Below are 15,582 nucleotides of genomic sequence, written 5' to 3'. Positions count from 1 at the left end.
CCGTCCTGAACCTCTCACGGGTGCTCGCCTAGAGTGGTGGCGGAGAAACGACATGGCCACCATCCGCCAAGACTCGCGGGCGATCATGGTCGGCATGGGGAAGGCGACCGTGCTCGAGGCGCTGGGACTGGACGAGGCGCACACCGCCGTGTACCGGTGCGTCCTGCAGCAGCCGTCCGCGTCGTCGACCGAGATCGCGGGCATGCTCAGCATGTCGCTGCCACGCGTGCGGCCGATCGTGGCCGAGCTCGAGCGCCTCGGGCTGCTCGCGCGTCAGGCGTCCCGCAGCGACAGGTTCGTGGCATCCCCGCCGTCGATGGCGCTGCGCCCGCTGCTGCTCGAGCGCGAGCGCGGGCTCACGCGTGCGCACGAGGCCCTCGTCGAACTGAGCGACCTGTACCGGCGATCGGCCGAGGGGCGCAGCGTGGCGGACGTCGTGGACGTGGTGATCGGCGACGAATCGGTGCGGCAGCGGGTGGCGCAGCTGCAGGCGGCGTCCACCGAACAGGTGCGCGTGCTCGTGCTGAACGAGATCGCCCTCCTCAGCGGCGAGGAGAACCTCGAAGAGGACCGTGCCCTCGCCCGCGGTGTGCGATATCGCGTCATCGTCGAGAATGCCGTGCTCGAGCGGCCAGGCTTCCTCACAGCGGCGCGTGAGATGTCGCAGATCGGTGAGGAGATCCGCGTGCTGCCCACGCTCCCGACCCGCATGTTCATCGCCGACGACCAGATGGCGTTGGTCCCGATGCACTCGCAGGCGGAGGATGGCGGCTTCGGCGCGCTGCTGATCCACCCGAGCGGACTGCTGGACCTCGTGATCTCGATCTTCGAGGAGTACTGGCGCGCGGCCACCGAGTTCCTGCCGGTCGCAGCGGTCGAGCACCCCGAGGACGACATCGATCGCGATCTGCTGCGACTGCTCCTGCTGGGGGTGACGGATGCTGCGGCCGCGAGCCAGCTCGGAGTCTCGCTGCGGACCATCCAGCGGCGCATCGCCGAGCTGATGCAGCGGGCCGAGGTCACCACGCGCATCCAACTGGGCGCGGAGGCCGTGCGTCGCGCGTGGGTGTGACCGGCCTCAGGGACGCGGTACGAATCTCGGCACCCAGCGTACGAACGCGAGCGCGCCGAGCAGTCCGATCGCCCCGACGACCCCGGTCGCGATCGACAGCGTCGCGGCAGCGGCGATGCCCGACACCAGGAGCGGCGAGACCGCGCCGCCGGCGTCGGTGAGGGTGCGCCAGGACCCGAGGAACGGCGCGGGGTCCTCGCGGGGAGCAACGTCGGCGCCGAGGGTGAGCAGGATGCCGCTGGACAGGCCGTTGCCGACCCCCAGTACCGCGGCGAACAGTGCGAACCACATCGCGGACTGATCCGAGTCGTGCGTGAAGGCGAGCGCGATGAAGCCGGCGCCCATCAGCAGCATCGCGGGGAGCGCGGCCCACAGGCGGCCGAAACGGTCCATCACCTGGCCGCTCGCGTAGAACAGCGCGAAGTCGATCGCTCCAGAGACGCCCACCACGAGCGCGATCGTCTGTGCGTCGAGTCCGATCGACACGCCCCACAGCGGCAGCACGACCTGTCGCGCGGAGCGGACGGCGGACAGCGATGCCGCTGCCAGGCCGAGCCGAGACAGCACGCCGCGGTAGCGCCACATCGTGCGGAAGACCCCGGCCCGCTCCGACGTGGGGATGGACCCGGTGACCGCCTCGCCGGTGTCCTCGACGATCGACGACTCGCTGACCGCGGGGATGAACTCCTTCTCGGGGTCGGGGCCGAGGAGCACCAGCAGGACGGTGGCGACGAGGCATCCCGCGAAGAACCAGATCGTCGCGTGCTCGTCGCCGAACACCGCCAGCAGCCCCGCGGCGACGAAGGGGCCCACGAACATGCCGAGCCGGAACGTGCCGCCGAGCAGCGACAGCGCGCGGGCGCGGAACGACAACGGCACCCGCGTGGTCATGAACGAATGTCGGGCCAGCCCGAACGCGGCCGCGCAGAAGCCGATCAGGAACACCGCGATGGCGAACAGGCCCAGTGACGGCGCGAGCGCGAGCCCTACGACGCCGGCGAGGGCCACCGTGCCGCCGATCGCCATCGTGAGGCGCTCGCCGATGCGAGCGACGGCCCACCCGGCGGGAAGGTTGCCGCACAGCTGACCGACGACGAGGGCCGACGCGACGAGCGCCGCTGCCGCGACATCGGCGCCGAGCTGCGCGGCGATCACGGGGATGAGCGGGATGACAGCTCCTTCGCCCAGCGCGAAGAGCACGGTCGGGCCGTAGACCATCGGCCCGAACCGCCACAGCACATCCCGCGCAGTCGGGCTTCCGCGGCCATCGGTCACGTCCATCCACGTTAGTCTGGACTGTCATGCTCGACTTCGATCCGTCCGCCGATATCCAGGCCCTGCGTTCCACGTTCGCCGACATCAAGGCCGTGGTGGACGTCGAGGCGCTCACCGCCGACATCGCCCGCCTCAGCGAGGAGGCCGGCGCCCCCGATCTCTGGGATGACGTCGACAAGGCACAGAAGGTCACGAGCGCCCTCAGCCACCGTCAGACCGAGCTCAAGCGCATCACCGACATCGAACGGCGCCTCGACGATCTCGACGTCCTGATCGAGCTCGCGAACGAGATGGACGACGAGGACTCCGCCGAGGAGGCGCGCCACGAGCTCGCCGAGCTGGAGGACATCGTCAGCCAGCTCGAGGTGCAGACGCTCCTGGACGGCGAGTACGACGAGCGGTCCGCCGTCGTGACGATCCGCTCGGGCGCCGGTGGCGATGACGCGACGGACTTCGCCGAGATGCTCATGCGCATGTACCTGCGCTGGGCCGAGCGCCACAAGTATCCCGTCAAGGTCATGGACACCTCGTACGCGGAGGGCGCAGGCATCAAGTCCGCCACGTTCGAGGTCGACGCCCCCTACGCGTACGGCACGCTGTCGGTCGAGGCCGGCACGCACCGCCTCGCCCGCATCAGCCCGTTCGGCTCCGCCGACAAGCGCCAGACCTCGTTCGCCGCGGTCGAGGTCATCCCGGTGATGGAGGAGGCCGTCGAGGTCGACATCCCCGAGAACGACCTGCGCGTCGACGTCTTCCGCTCCTCCGGCCCGGGCGGGCAGTCAGTCAACACGACGGACTCCGCCGTCCGCCTCACGCACCTTCCGACGGGCATCGTCGTGTCGATGCAGAACGAGAAGTCGCAGATCCAGAACCGCGCCGCCGCGATGCGGGTGCTGCAGACCCGCCTGCTGCTGCTCAAGCGCGAGGAGGAGGCCGCGAAGAAGAAGGAGCTCGCCGGCACGATCACGGCGAGCTGGGGCGACCAGATGCGCTCGTACTTCCTCTACGGCCAGCAGCTCGTCAAGGACCTTCGCACCGGACACGAGGTCGGCAACCCCGCAACGGTGTTCGACGGCGACCTGGACGGCTTCATCGCCGCGGGCATCCGGTGGCGCAAGCGCAAGGACGACGACTGACGGAGCGACGGATGCCGTTCCCGAGGGTGTCGCTGGACACCATGGCGAGGCAGCCGCATAGGCTCGTTAGGCCATGATCCGGTTCGAGAACGTCACGAAGCGCTTCCGCGGCACTTCGAAACCCGCCCTGAGCAACGTCGACTTCGAAGTGCTGCGCGGGGAGTTCGTCTTCCTGGTCGGTGCGTCGGGCTCCGGCAAGTCGTCGTGCCTGCGCCTGATCCTGCGCGAGGAGACCCCCAGCGAAGGCCGGGTCGTCGTGCTCGGACGCGATCTGCGCACCCTGTCCAACCGGAAGGTCCCTTACTTCCGGCGCCATGTCGGCGCGGTCTTCCAGGACTTCCGCCTCCTGCCGACCAAGACGGTGTTCCAGAACGTCGCGTTCACGCTTCAGGTGATCGGGTCGTCGCGGGCGTTCATCCAGCAGGCGGTGCCCGAGGTGCTGGCCCTCGTCGGACTCGCGGGCAAGGAGAAGCGGTTCCCGCACGAGCTGTCGGGTGGCGAGCAGCAGCGCGTCGCGATCGCGCGCGCCCTCGCCAACCGCCCGCAGATCCTGCTCGCGGACGAGCCGACCGGCAACCTCGATCCCGCGACATCCGTCGACATCATGCAGCTCCTCGCCCGCATCAACGCCGGCGGCACGACCGTGGTCATGGCCACGCATGAGGCGGGCTTCGTCGACCAGATGCAGCGACGCGTGATCGAGCTGCGCCACGGCGAGATGGTGCGCGACGAGCGGCACGGGGGCTACGGCGACACCTCGGCCATCCCGAGCCTCGCTCCGGAGCCCGAGCGGGGCGCCGCCGCCGTGGCCGCGCTCACGGCCGTACTGGAGCTGCACCGCGAGATCGTCGAGACGGGCACTGTCGAGCCCGAGCCCGAGCCCGATCATCCGGTTTCCGCGGCAGCAGCTGCGGACGCCGCCGTCGCGCCTCAGCCGACCTCGACGACGGATGCCGCTCCCGAGGCGACCGCGGCTGCCGAGGCGTCCGGACCGGCGGACCGCGGCCCGGCCGATCCGGCAGCGCAGGCGGAACGGGCGGCGTCGGAGCCCGCGGAGCCGACGGAACCGGCGCCCCGCGAGGGATCCGAACTCGCGCCGGCGCACCAGACCAGCCCGATCCCCGTCGTCGACGCGCTCGAGCTGGACGTCGCAGAACTGGGTCTGGCCGACAGGCTGGGGCTCCGCGACGGTGACCCCGATGACGAAGTGGGGCCGACGTCGTGAGGTTCGGGCTGATCATGTCGGAGGCGTTCACGGGCCTCCGCCGCAATATCTCGATGGTCGTGTCCGTCGTGCTGGTGACCTTCGTGTCTCTGACCTTCGTCGGCGCCGCGATGCTCATGCAGATGCAGATCGGCACGATGCGCGACTTCTGGGTCGAGCGCGCGCAGGTCGCGGTGTTCATGTGCACCGAGATCTCGACCGCCGCGACCTGCGCGAACGGCGAGGCTGCCCCCGAACAGGTGGAAGAGGTGAGCGCCAAGCTCGAGGGCGAGGCCCTCGGGCCGCTCATCCGCGACGTCGCATTCCTCGACCACGAAGCCGCGTATCGCGAGCTGCTCGAACTGGCGGGGGAGGAGAACGCGAGCGTCATCACCCCCGAGCAGCTCAACGAGACGTTCCGCATCACGCTGGTCGATCCGGCGCAGTCCGAGGTCATCATCGAGGCATTCCGCGGTATGGCCGGCGTCGAGGCCGTCGAAGACCAGATGCAGTACCTCGAGCCGCTCTTCTCGGCGCTCACGATCGCCACCTACATCGCCGTCGGCATCGCGGTGCTCATGCTCATCGCAGCCGTGCTCCTGATCGCGACCACCATCCGTCTGTCGGCATTCGCGCGACGGCGGGAGCTCGGCATCATGCGCCTGGTCGGGGCATCCAATCGCTTCATCCAGACCCCGTTCATCCTCGAGGGCGTCTTCGCCGCCCTCCTCGGATCGCTCCTCGCGAGCGCCGCAGTGCTCGCCGGCGTGTTCTTCGGCGTCGACCGGTATCTGCGCAATCGCGTCGAGTTCGTGACGACGTGGGTCGATCTCGGCGATGCGTGGCTCGTGGTGCCGGTGCTGATCCTCGTCGGGGTGGTGCTCGCCGCCTTGTCCGCCGGATTCGCGATCCGGCGGTGGCTGCGGGCGTGACGCAGGGCGGGCATGGCACTCGGCGCGCGGTAGACTGACAGGCTGCCGTGCGTTCGTACGGCATCCGAAGGAGACACAATGCCCAGGGAACGCGGTGAGAAGGTCGTCGCGACCAATCGTCGCGCGCGCCACGAGTACGCGATCGAGAAGACCTACGAGGCGGGCATCGTGCTGACCGGCACCGAGGTGAAGTCACTGCGCGAGGGCCGCGCGAACCTCACCGACGGCTACGCGTACATCGACGGAGGCGAGGCGTTCCTCGACGCGGTGCACATCCCCGAGTACTCGCAGGGGCACTGGACCAACCACTCGGCCAAGCGCACGCGCAAGCTGCTGCTGCACAAGGACGAGATCGTGAAGCTCTCGCACGCCGTCGCGGCGGGCGGCTACACGCTCGTGCCGCTGAAGCTCTACTTCTCGGACGGCCGCGCGAAGGTCGAGATCGCCGTGGCGAAGGGCAAGCGCGAGTTCGAGAAGCGGCAGACGATCCGCGAGCGCGAAGACAAGCGCGAGGCGGAGCGCGCGATGCGCACCCGCAACCGCCTGGGGGAGTAGGCGCCCTCACGTGCGGCGACGGATGACTCGGCGAGGCGTCAGCGGGCCACGAACCGGGCTTCGACCCCGGCCGAGACCACGATGTCTTCCGGCTGCAGCTGAACCGACGGCGCGCCGCCCGCGGAGTCGGCCGCGAACGCGGCGCGCGCCATCATCGGCCGCGGTCCCGACTCGGGACGGTCCTGGCGCGAGAGCAGGCCGACGTCGGCCATCTCGAGCGGCGTGACCTTCTCGAGCCCGAGGGCCGCCGCGTAGGCGTCGGCGCGCGTCACGGCGACGCGCACCGCCTCGGTGGCGACATCGCGCTCGATCGTCGCCCTCGTCTCGGGCGTGAGCTGCCAGTCGATCCACCCGAGCTGCACGCCGTCGCGCTCGGCGACCTCGCCCGCCCACCACGACAGCACCGCGAAGTCGGTGAAGGTGGCGGTCACGTCGACGCTCGCGTAGTGGACCGGAGCGAGGCGCTTGCCATCCTGGTTCCAGGGCCGCTCCGACCACACCGCGACCCGTTGGCTCGACCACTCGACGAGGGTGCCGGCGGTCTTGCGCGAGATCAGGTCGTCGCGGACGGGCTCGGTGAGCGCCGCCATGCGCTCGACCACGGCGCCGCGCTCGGGGCCTTCGGCGCGGATCGTGAGGTGCGCGACCGCGCGTTCGGGTGCGATGCGGGTCTCGTGCTCCCCGCGGACGGTGATGACGACGTCGCTCATGACGCCGACTCTACGTGACGGTGCCCGGCGGGAATGGCGAGTGCGCGGCATCCGTTGTATCCTGATGTGCTCGGATGCTTCGGCGCCGAGTGTTGGCAACTCCACAGTGTGACAGCGGCCCTTCGCCAGAAGGAACACCTCGACAGAGGCCACGGGGATGATCGGTTTCGACATCGCCTGCGAATCTGCGACAAGCGGGCCGAGGATGCAGGGTTATCTCGTGAACGCTCCCTGCGAAACAATAACTGCCGAAAAGAAGCAGTCCGACTTCGCCCTCGCTGCCTGAGCAGCGAGCCCGAGTCCGTCAATCCGTGACTGATCCCGTCACGGGTATTGGCGTCATTTAGGGATCTTGCTGCGTGACGTCGCCTGAGCGTCGCGCGGGACTCTTCTCAGGATGGGCTCGTCGACTTAGGTGTCTGTGACAAAGGTCGGAGCCGAGTAGAACGCCTTCACAGACTGCGCCCGGAGAAACCGCAGTTACTCAGCGATGGACGGGGGTTCGATTCCCCCCATCTCCACCAACCGCTGTCATAGTGAGGAAGCCCCTCGATCCCTTGGAAGCACTGGGATCGAGGGGCTTCTTTCGTTCTTGAGAACGGGTGCCCATCTGACTCGTCGCCTTCGTGTTCGTGACGAGGTGCCGGCCCCTGTCGCAGCGCCGCTACGTCGATGTGAGCGCCGCGACGAGCGCCGATACAAGCCTGGGTAGCGCACCGGGATCTGCCCGCGCGTGCGCCGGGTCGAGTTGACCGATCGACATCCCCCAGCAGTCGGGATCCCTGAGGAGCTCGACCAGAGCCTGCTCGAGAAGGGCGATCGTGGGTCCGCTGTTGCGCCCGTTCACGTTCTCGGCGAGGGGTGCGTCGAGGAAGTCCAGCACATCGACATCGAGGTGCACAACGAACGGACCGGAAGCAAGCGCGCGGCGCGCTTGGCGCGCAGCACCTCGGGGGTCGTCGCAGAGCGCCGCCTGATCGACAAGCACGAGACCGAGTTCAGTGGCTTGTTCGCGTTCCCAGCCGGTCGTCTCTCGCGTCGCGTCCACCCCAAGGTAGACGAGGTCCGACGGGCGCAGTAGCGGCGCCTCACCGGTCGCATCAGCCAGCTCGGGTGCGGTGTCTGCGAGAGCCAGCGCGTGTGCCATCCCCATCCAGCTGAGCGAGCCTTCCGTGGTCGAACGCGGCGTGTTCAGGTCCAGATGCCGGTCCACATAGATGATTCGCGGGCGCTCACCGGCGAGCGTCATCGCAGCGCACATCCCGACGGCGACCGTGCAGCTGCCGCCGACGACGAGCAGCCGCTTCCCGTCTGCCAGCAGCCCGGCCGCCGCGGCGGAGAGCTCGATCATCGCATCGACTTCATCGCCCAGATTCTGTGCGAACGGGCGTTCGCGGTCGGGAATCCACATGCGCGTCGTCAGATCGCCCGCGTCAACCACCTCCGCGCCTGCGGCGCGCAGCGACTCGATGAGACCCGCATCCCGCAACGCGGCGGGGGCTCGCTCCACGCCGACGCAGTACGCACCGGCACTGTTCGGCACTCCTAGCACCGTGACCTTCACTGGGCTCCCCTCAAGCGCACCCCGCGATGCGGCCGCACGTCCAAGCCTCACCGCGCACACCACCGACCGCAACCGCCCACCGGTCCGCGGGCACCTAGACGCGCTGCGCGCGTGGTTGGAAGGAACGGTGCGGTCATCTTGTCTGCGCTGCTCGTCGTCAGGAGCGCGACGGTGGGCAAGGCATCGGCAGCTACAGGTTCCAGAGCTCCTCAATCGCGACGTGGTCGCCCAGCACGTTCTCGGCTGCACGATGCCCCGAGAGCAGCGCTGCCGGGACTGTCGCCGGGTCATCGGTCCAGGTCGCCTCGCCCGCGAGGTGGAGGACCCCTCCGATGGGCGTGGCGAGGGCGTCGTGGTCGGTCGTCGTCGAACCGACGGTCATGTAGGCGTACGAGCCGCGCGAGTAGGGGTCGTCCTGCCAGTCGGTGACGTGCACGTGGACGGGGCGCTCGACCCGGTCGCCGTAGAGCCGGCGCAGTTGCGCCAGCACCGACTCGACGATCTGCTCCTCGCTCCAGTCCCGTGTGGCCACGGCCGCGGGTCCCGCCGCGAACGTGAGCAGTGTCGGGGCGCCGTGCAGCGGAGTGAGGTCGTACCAGGAGTGCCACCACCGGCTCTCGGGCCCCTGCTGGCGGATGGCGTACACGGCGTCGTCCCAGAACTTCGTGGAGAACCGGAGGAAGACCTTCTCGAACGCGTTCATCCGCAGTCGGCCGAGCGCACCCGCGACGGGCTCGGGGAGCGCGGGCTCGATCGTGAAATCCTGCGACTGCAGCACGCCGACCGGCACCGTCACGATGGCATCCGCGGCGGCGAACACGCCCCGGTCCGTCGTGACGACGACACCATCGGCCGACCAGTGCACGTCGGAAACGACGTGGGTGAGGCGGATGTCGAGTCCCTCGGCGAGGCGCCGGGGGAGGTGGTCGTACCCGTCGGGGAACACCACCTCGTCGCCGTCGATGGAGTCGTCGTCCAGCCCGTGGGCGGCAAGATCCTCGATCCATGCGCCGTACTGCTCCTCCGACCGGTGCTCGAGGAACTCCCGCACGCGCTGGACGCGCTCGTCGTCCCACGCCTGCGCGGACAGCGCCGTCTCGGTGACATCGCGGTATGAGGCATCGGGCGCGGCTCCGGCGATCACGTCGACGAGGGTCTCATCGACGGTGCGGATGTCGTCCGCGAAGCGCCGTGCCGCGGCATCCGTCAATCGCCTCCCGTCGGGTCCGTAGTACGCGATCGGCCGCGAGTCGGGCTGGTACCCGCCGACGGTGAACTCGACGGTCCGCAGGCCGAACGCCTGCGCCGCAGCGGCGACCGGAGACCCGGTGACCCCGTGGATCCACGACGCGCCGAGGTCCGTGGCGAGCCCGAACCGCCGGTCGGTGACGACCCGGCCTCCCACGCGATCCCGCGCCTCGAGTACGACGACGCGCCTGCCTGCCCGCGAGAGGAGCCGGGCTGCCGTGAGACCGGCCACCCCGGCACCGACCACGATCGTGTCGACCTGCTCCATCACGCGTCATCCTCTCGTGGGCTCGCCCGTGCGCCCCGTTCGACGCTATCGACCGCGCAGCCTCGAGCGCGACACCGGGTTTCCCGCCCATGGCTTTGCCTCATGCGGAGGTCGCCGCCCGCCGCGGGCGTCCGGCCACCGTCGCCGCGACGCCGAGCACCGCCATTACGAGTGGAACCCACAGGGCCGCGCGGTAGGCGTCGATCGCCTCGCTGCCGGCGTCGGCGGACATCGTGAGCACGGCGCTGGTCCCGGCCAGCCCGATGGCGGCGCCGAACTGGAAAGCCGTGTAGAGGATGCCGCTGGTCAGGCCCTGATCCTCATCGGCCACCCCGTCGGTCGCGGCGATGGTGAGAGGCCCGTACGCGAACGTGAACGCCAGCCCGAGTGCCAGAAAGCTCGGGAGCATCATCGCGTATGTCCAGTCGGGAGCGACCGGAAGGAACAGCAGATATGAGACTGCTGCGAGGGCGAGCCCGCTGATCGCAACCGGCCAGATTCCGAACCGGGCGACGAGGCGCGGCGTGACGGTGGGGGCGAGGAGCGCGTCGATCGCGAGGATGACCATGGCCAACGCGGTCTGCAGCGCCGTCCAGCCGCGCAGTTCCTGCAGGTAGAGCACGACGATGAACTGGAACCCCATGAACCCCGCTGCAAGGGAGGCACCTCCGACGTAGGCACGCAGCAGCGCGCGGGCGCGCAGGAACGACGCGGGGATCAGGGGCGCGATCGCACGGCGCTGACGGATGCCGAAGCCGACGAAGGCCGTGGCAGCCCCCGCGGCGGCGAGCACGACGACGGGACCGATGCCATGGGTCGCCTGTTCGACGGCGAGGACCGTCAGCACGATGCCGGTCGTGAGGGCGACGGCCCCGAACACGTCGAAGGGGGTCTCGCCCATTTCGGCGGCGTCGCGCGGGATGAGCACAGATCCGCCGACGAGGATGACGATTCCGAGCACCACCGGGGCGAAGAACACCCATCGCCAGCCGAGCACCGTCAGCAGACCGCCCGCGACCAGCCCGAGCGAGAAGCCGGCGGCGCCGATGCCTGCGTAGATGAGCACGGCGCGATTGCGCGGTGCTCCCTCGGCGAACCCTGTCGTGATGATCGAGAGCCCCGTCGGCATCATGAACGCCGCGGCGACGCCCGTCGCGAACCGGGCGGCGATCAGCATCCAGCCTTCGTGCGCCATGCCGCCGGACAGTGAGAACAGGATGAACACCGCCAGCGCGGTGAGGAACACCCTCCGCCTCCCGAAGCGGTCGCCGACGCGACCGCCGAGGATCATGAAGCCGCCGTAAGCGATCACGTAACCGCTGAGGATCCACTGCAGCTGGGTCGTCGCCAGGCCCAGGTCGGCGCGGATCACCGGCAGCGCGACGTTGAACATCGCCACGTCGATGCCTTCGAGGAACGCGGCCCCGCAGAGGGTGACCAACAGAAGGATGCCACTGCCGCGCAGCTGGATTCCGGACGACTCGGTCTTGATGGGGACAGTCACAGTACTCCTTGGTCACTGGGTTACTTATTGTGCGTGACAGCATCGTGCGCCATCATGGCGTCATGGCGGAAGTACGCACTTCGGAGTACGTCGGTTCCTGCGAGGTCACCGACATGCCGAACGATCCGTTCCAATGGGATGCGCGCGAGGACTGCGAGGTCCGGCAGATCCTCGACAGGATCGCCGACAAGTGGTCGCTGCTGGTGATGGCGCTGCTCGAGAACGGCACGCTGCGATTCACCGAGCTGCTCCGGCTCGTCGACGGCGTGAGCCAGCGCATGCTCACCGTGACGCTGCGTCAGCTCGAGCGTGACGGCCTGGTTTCGCGCACCGTGCATCCTGTCGTTCCGCCGCGCGTGGAGTATTCGCTCACCGACCTCGGTCGGAGCCTCAACGCGACGGTGCTCGCGCTGGTCACGTGGACCGAGTCGCACCAGTCCGACATCGCCGCCGCACGCGCGCGGTACGACGAGTCGACCGCCGGGTGATCATCGGCGCTGGTCCAGCAGTCCTCCGGACGTCGGACCGCCTCAGGCGATCCGCTGCCCGTGGATGTCGGTCTCGACCGTCGATCCGTTGAGCTCGAGGTAGATCCGGCGCTCCGTGATCGAGAGCGTCAGCGCGTTGCGCCGCTCGAGGTGCGAGACGGCCGCGTCGATGAAGCCCGGGTCGAAGCTGTACAGCACGACGTCCTCGGCGCGGTGGATGCGCTTGCCCGTCCACGGCGCGGCGACCTTCTCGGGATCGCGGTGCGTGTAGACGACGGTGCGCCCGGCCTGCATGCTGCCGGAATGCAGGCGCGCGGCATCCGGGGCTCCCACCTCGATCCATGCGGTCAGACGCCCGGTGGCGTCCTTGACCAGCACCGCGGGCTCATCGGTCGCCGAGATGCCTTCACTGAACGCGATGCCCTCGGTGTATTCGAGGCAGTACGCCAGCACGCGCGTGAACATGAAGGCGTCCGTCTCGGACGCGTGTCGGGCCACGCGCAGCGACAGTTCCTCGTAGACGCCGCGATCGACATCCGCCAACTGCACCGCGAAGGTGTGGATCGTCGCACCGATCGCCATGGTCCGGAGTCCGCCTCAGTCTCGCGCGCTCAGCTCGCCGGCCACTCGATCAGCAGGATGCCCTGCTTCGTGTCGGCGAACTTCACCGTGCCGACGGCGAACAGGTAGGTCATGCCGTAGCCGTTCTCGTCGGCTGCGATGGCGGTCTCCGGGCTCTCGGTGATGTAGACGCCCTCCGGAGCGTCTTCGCGGAGCCAGCCCTGCGCGACAAGCTCCTCCTGTGCTGCAGCAGCGTCCTCGTCGGAGATCTCGGCCCAGCCGAACATCATGCCGTGGTCGCCCGCCGGACTGTCGAAGTCCGCCCACACGCACCGCAGGCCACCCGAGACCTCGAAGCTGCCGATGTACAGCGGCTCGGCGCGGACTGTCCAGCCGGCGCTGTCGAAGTCGGCGACGACCGTCTCTCCGATCAGCGTCTCGCACGTCGGATCGGCCGTGGACGCCGGCTCCGACTCGGGCGTCGAGGACGCGTCCGGTGCCGGCGCGGGGGGCGTCGTGGCGGTCGTGGTCTCTTCGGGCGCGGGGTGATCGTCCGACGCGCATGCGCTCATGACGAGAGCGCTCAGCACGAGGACGGCGGCGGCGCCGAGGATGCGGGGGGAGGGCATGGGGGAGACTCCGGTGGGGGAAGGGAGCGGGGCGTTCAGTCGGAATGGAGAAGGCGGAGGTAGTCGTCGTGGAGCACGCCGTTCGTCGCCAAGGATGAGCGCTCCGACAGCGAGTCGCGGCCGTCGAACGACGTGAAGCGACCACCGGCCTCGGTGATGATCGGCACGAGGGCGGCGATGTCGTACTCCCGGACGCCGAACTCGGCGACGAACTCGAGGCGCCCTTCGGCCAGCAGCATGTACGGCCACGCGTCGCCGTACCCACGGTCGCGCCACACCGACGAGGCGAGTCGCTCGAGGGCGTCGAGCTGCCCGGCTTCCCGCCACTGCGCGATGCTCTGGAAGCTCACGCTCGATTCGGCGACCGCGTCGACGGTCGACACCGCGATCCGCTTCGGCTCACCCGAGGGCGCGTTGGTCCACGCGCCGAGGCCGGAGGCGGCCCACCAGCGACGCCCGATCGCGGGCTGGCTCGCGACCCCGACCCGGGGGACGCCGTCGATCGCCAGCGCGATCAGAGTCGTCCACATCGGGATGCCCTTGAGATAGTTCGCGGTGCCGTCGATCGGATCGATGATCCACTGTCGCGACGAGTCGCCGCTGACGCCGTACTCCTCGCCGAAGACGCTGTCAGCCGGCCGTTCCGCTTCGAGCACGGCCCGAATCGCACGTTCGGTGGCCAGATCCGCCTCGGTGACGTGCGTCGCGTCGGCCTTCGTACGGACGTCGAGATCGGCCGCGTCGAAGCGGGACATGGATGCCGCGTCCGCCGCGTCGGCGAGCCGCAGCGCCAGCTCAAGATCGGCCTCGAGATCCCCCTCGTACGGCGTGCCGAACGTCGAGTGCGGGAGGGCGGAGGTCACGAGATCAAGGATAGCCGCCGGGTTCCCGGCTCGATTTCATGAGACGCGATCGTGATGGTAATGTTGATCCTCGGTTCGCCTCGTCGCGAGCCACGCACCTCTAGCTCAATCGGCAGAGCAACTGACTCTTAATCAGTGGGTTCTGGGTTCGAGTCCCAGGGGGTGCACCACCGAAGAGGGCGGCCTGCGGGCCGCCCTCTTCTGCGTTTCAGCATCCGCTCGCTTCGTCGCGATTCGGTAACGACACCATTGCTGCGTGCGACGCGACTTGACCGCGACCGTCGTCCTTTCCTAGATTGCAAGAACCTGAATCACGTTTCAGGTTCTTGCCTTCGCGGCATCAGATCCTTCCAATGGGGAAAGGCACGCACATGCGGGTTACGAAGAAGTTGCTCCTGGGCTCCGTGGTCGCCACGGCAGCGCTCGCCGTGGCGGCGTGCGCGCCGACGACGGCGCCGGGCGGGGAATCCACCGAAGGCTCGGGGCCTGCCGAGGTCACGGTCGGCATCGTCACGAGCGAGTCGGGCCCGCTCGCGGGCTACGGCAAGCAGTACCTCGATGCGTTCGAGGCGGGCCTCGACTACGCCACAGACGGCAGCGGAGAGATCGACGGCACCACGATCGACGTGGAGTACCGCGACGATGCGGGCGATCCCGACAAGGCCGTCACCGCCGTCAAGGAGCTGATCGGCGAGGGCGTCAACATCATCGCGGGCACCGCGTCGTCCGGCGTCGCGCTCGCCGTCGCGGAGCAGGCCGCGCAGAACCAGGTGCTCTACATCTCGGGTCCCGCCGCCGCCGACGGGATCACAGGCATCAACGAGTACACGTTCCGCTCCGGCCGCCAGAGCGCGCAGGACGTCGCGACCGCCGGCACGTTCCTCGACGACATCGAGGGCAAGACCGTCGCCGTGTTCGCGCAGGACAACGCGTTCGGCCAGGGCAACGTCGCCGCAGTCGAGGCCATCCTCGGCGGGAAGGGCGCGACCGTGACGCCCGTGCTCGTCGCCGAGGACGTGACCGAGTTCACGCCGTTCGCGCAGCAGGTGCTCGCCGCTGCCCCCGACCTCGTTTTCGTGGCATGGGCGGGAGCGACCTCGGGCGCCATGTGGCAGGCGATGAGCCAGCAGGGCGTGCTCGACGAGATCCCCGTCGTCACCGGCCTCGGCGACGCCGCCACGTTCGGCGCGTACGGCGAGGCGTCGGAGAAGATCAACTTCCTGAACCACTACTTCCCGGGCGCCCCCGACAACGACGTCAACGCGGCGATGGTCGAGGCGATCGAGGAGGCGGGCGGCACGCCCGACCTGTTCAGCCCCGACGGCTTCAACGCCGCGATCATGATCGTCCAGGCGATCAAGGAGGGCAAGGGAGACGTCGACGCGATGGTCGCCGCGCTCGAGGGCTTCGAGTTCGAGGGTCCGAAGGGCACGATGACGGTCCGCGAGAGCGACCACGCGCTCATCCAGGAGATGTACCAGGTGAGACTCGTCGCGGACGGCGGCTCGTTCGTGCCCGAGCTCGTCGACACGGTGGCGGCCGACGAGGTCGCGCCCGCCGAAGCCGAGTGATC

The 15,582-nt window shown here is 69.2% G+C and carries 15 protein-coding genes, 1 tRNA gene and 1 other RNA gene; 9 read left to right on the top strand and 8 right to left on the bottom strand.

Annotated elements, in window-relative coordinates:
• Positions 1-52: 52 nt before the first annotated feature.
• Positions 53-1,072 carry a transcriptional regulator TrmB gene (locus AC3ANN_RS10055; protein ID WP_488337269.1) on the top strand — a complete coding sequence of 340 codons (1,020 nt, stop codon included), beginning with the start codon at positions 53-55 and terminating at the stop codon, positions 1,070-1,072.
• Positions 1,073-1,078: 6 nt separating this feature from the next.
• Here AC3ANN_RS10055 and AC3ANN_RS10050 read toward each other — a convergent pair whose 3' ends face one another.
• Complete coding sequence (locus AC3ANN_RS10050; RefSeq protein ID WP_488337268.1) at positions 1,079-2,353, bottom strand: MFS transporter; 1,275 nt, start codon at positions 2,351-2,353, stop codon at positions 1,079-1,081.
• Positions 2,354-2,373: 20 nt separating this feature from the next.
• Between AC3ANN_RS10050 and prfB the strand changes: the two genes are divergently transcribed.
• The 4 genes from prfB to smpB all read left to right on the top strand — a co-directional run bounded on the left by prfB (position 2,374) and on the right by smpB (position 6,174).
• The gene (prfB, locus tag AC3ANN_RS10045; RefSeq protein WP_488337267.1) at positions 2,374-3,483 is read left to right on the top strand and encodes a peptide chain release factor 2; all 1,110 of its coding nucleotides are present in this window, start codon (positions 2,374-2,376) and stop codon (positions 3,481-3,483) included.
• A gap of 73 nt (positions 3,484-3,556) precedes the next feature.
• Positions 3,557-4,708 (top strand): cell division ATP-binding protein FtsE, encoded by a 1,152-nt coding sequence (gene ftsE, locus AC3ANN_RS10040; RefSeq protein ID WP_488337266.1) that lies wholly within the window; start codon positions 3,557-3,559, stop codon positions 4,706-4,708.
• Positions 4,705-5,619, top strand: a complete 915-nt coding sequence (gene ftsX, locus AC3ANN_RS10035) for a permease-like cell division protein FtsX (protein ID WP_488337265.1) — start codon at positions 4,705-4,707, stop codon at positions 5,617-5,619. Before ftsE ends, ftsX begins: the two co-directional genes overlap by 4 nt.
• 78 nt (positions 5,620-5,697) lie before the next feature.
• Positions 5,698-6,174: an SsrA-binding protein SmpB gene (gene smpB / locus AC3ANN_RS10030; RefSeq protein ID WP_488337264.1), complete on the top strand. Its 477-nt coding sequence runs from the start codon at positions 5,698-5,700 to the stop codon at positions 6,172-6,174.
• A gap of 38 nt (positions 6,175-6,212) precedes the next feature.
• Here the strand turns inward: smpB and AC3ANN_RS10025 are convergent, their stop codons facing one another.
• Complete coding sequence (locus AC3ANN_RS10025; RefSeq protein WP_488337263.1) at positions 6,213-6,884, bottom strand: SIMPL domain-containing protein; 672 nt, start codon at positions 6,882-6,884, stop codon at positions 6,213-6,215.
• 153 nt (positions 6,885-7,037) lie between these two features.
• Here AC3ANN_RS10025 and ssrA point away from each other — a divergent pair.
• Positions 7,038-7,408: a transfer-messenger RNA gene (gene ssrA / locus AC3ANN_RS10020) on the top strand.
• Positions 7,409-7,548: 140 nt separating this feature from the next.
• Here ssrA and AC3ANN_RS10015 read toward each other — a convergent pair.
• The 3 genes from AC3ANN_RS10015 to AC3ANN_RS10005 all read right to left on the bottom strand — a co-directional run bounded on the left by AC3ANN_RS10015 (position 7,549) and on the right by AC3ANN_RS10005 (position 11,468).
• Positions 7,549-8,448: an arginase family protein gene (locus AC3ANN_RS10015; protein WP_488337262.1), complete on the bottom strand. Its 900-nt coding sequence runs from the start codon at positions 8,446-8,448 to the stop codon at positions 7,549-7,551.
• Between the two features lie 190 nt (positions 8,449-8,638).
• Positions 8,639-9,964, bottom strand: a complete 1,326-nt coding sequence (locus AC3ANN_RS10010) for a flavin monoamine oxidase family protein (protein ID WP_488340813.1) — start codon at positions 9,962-9,964, stop codon at positions 8,639-8,641.
• Positions 9,965-10,064: 100 nt separating this feature from the next.
• Entirely contained in the window at positions 10,065-11,468 is a 1,404-nt protein-coding gene (locus AC3ANN_RS10005) for an MFS transporter (RefSeq protein ID WP_488337261.1), read from the bottom strand.
• Between the two features lie 62 nt (positions 11,469-11,530).
• Between AC3ANN_RS10005 and AC3ANN_RS10000 the strand changes: the two genes are divergently transcribed.
• Positions 11,531-11,956: a winged helix-turn-helix transcriptional regulator gene (locus AC3ANN_RS10000; protein ID WP_488337260.1), complete on the top strand. Its 426-nt coding sequence runs from the start codon at positions 11,531-11,533 to the stop codon at positions 11,954-11,956.
• Between the two features lie 42 nt (positions 11,957-11,998).
• Here the strand turns inward: AC3ANN_RS10000 and AC3ANN_RS09995 are convergent, their stop codons facing one another.
• From AC3ANN_RS09995 to AC3ANN_RS09985, 3 genes are read right to left on the bottom strand one after another with little or no spacing between them, the layout of a single operon-like run.
• Entirely contained in the window at positions 11,999-12,538 is a 540-nt protein-coding gene (locus AC3ANN_RS09995; protein ID WP_488337259.1) for a YaeQ family protein, read from the bottom strand.
• A 29-nt stretch (positions 12,539-12,567) separates the two neighbouring features.
• Positions 12,568-13,146, bottom strand: coding sequence for a hypothetical protein (locus AC3ANN_RS09990; protein WP_488337258.1), 579 nt, complete (start codon positions 13,144-13,146; stop codon positions 12,568-12,570).
• 35 nt (positions 13,147-13,181) lie between these two features.
• On the bottom strand, positions 13,182-14,009 hold the full coding sequence (locus tag AC3ANN_RS09985) for an inositol monophosphatase family protein (protein WP_488337257.1): 828 nt from the start codon (positions 14,007-14,009) through the stop codon (positions 13,182-13,184).
• A gap of 94 nt (positions 14,010-14,103) precedes the next feature.
• Here AC3ANN_RS09985 and AC3ANN_RS09980 point away from each other — a divergent pair.
• Positions 14,104-14,179: transfer RNA gene (locus AC3ANN_RS09980), tRNA-Lys, on the top strand.
• Positions 14,180-14,380: 201 nt separating this feature from the next.
• On the top strand, positions 14,381-15,580 hold the full coding sequence (locus tag AC3ANN_RS09975) for a substrate-binding domain-containing protein (RefSeq protein ID WP_488337256.1): 1,200 nt from the start codon (positions 14,381-14,383) through the stop codon (positions 15,578-15,580).
• The last annotated feature ends 2 nt before the right edge of the window (positions 15,581-15,582 follow it).

The organism is Microbacterium sp. STRO-2N, from assembly GCF_057747775.1.
Note: the sequence above shows the minus strand (reverse complement) of the source record. Positions and strands in the feature narration are given on the sequence as shown.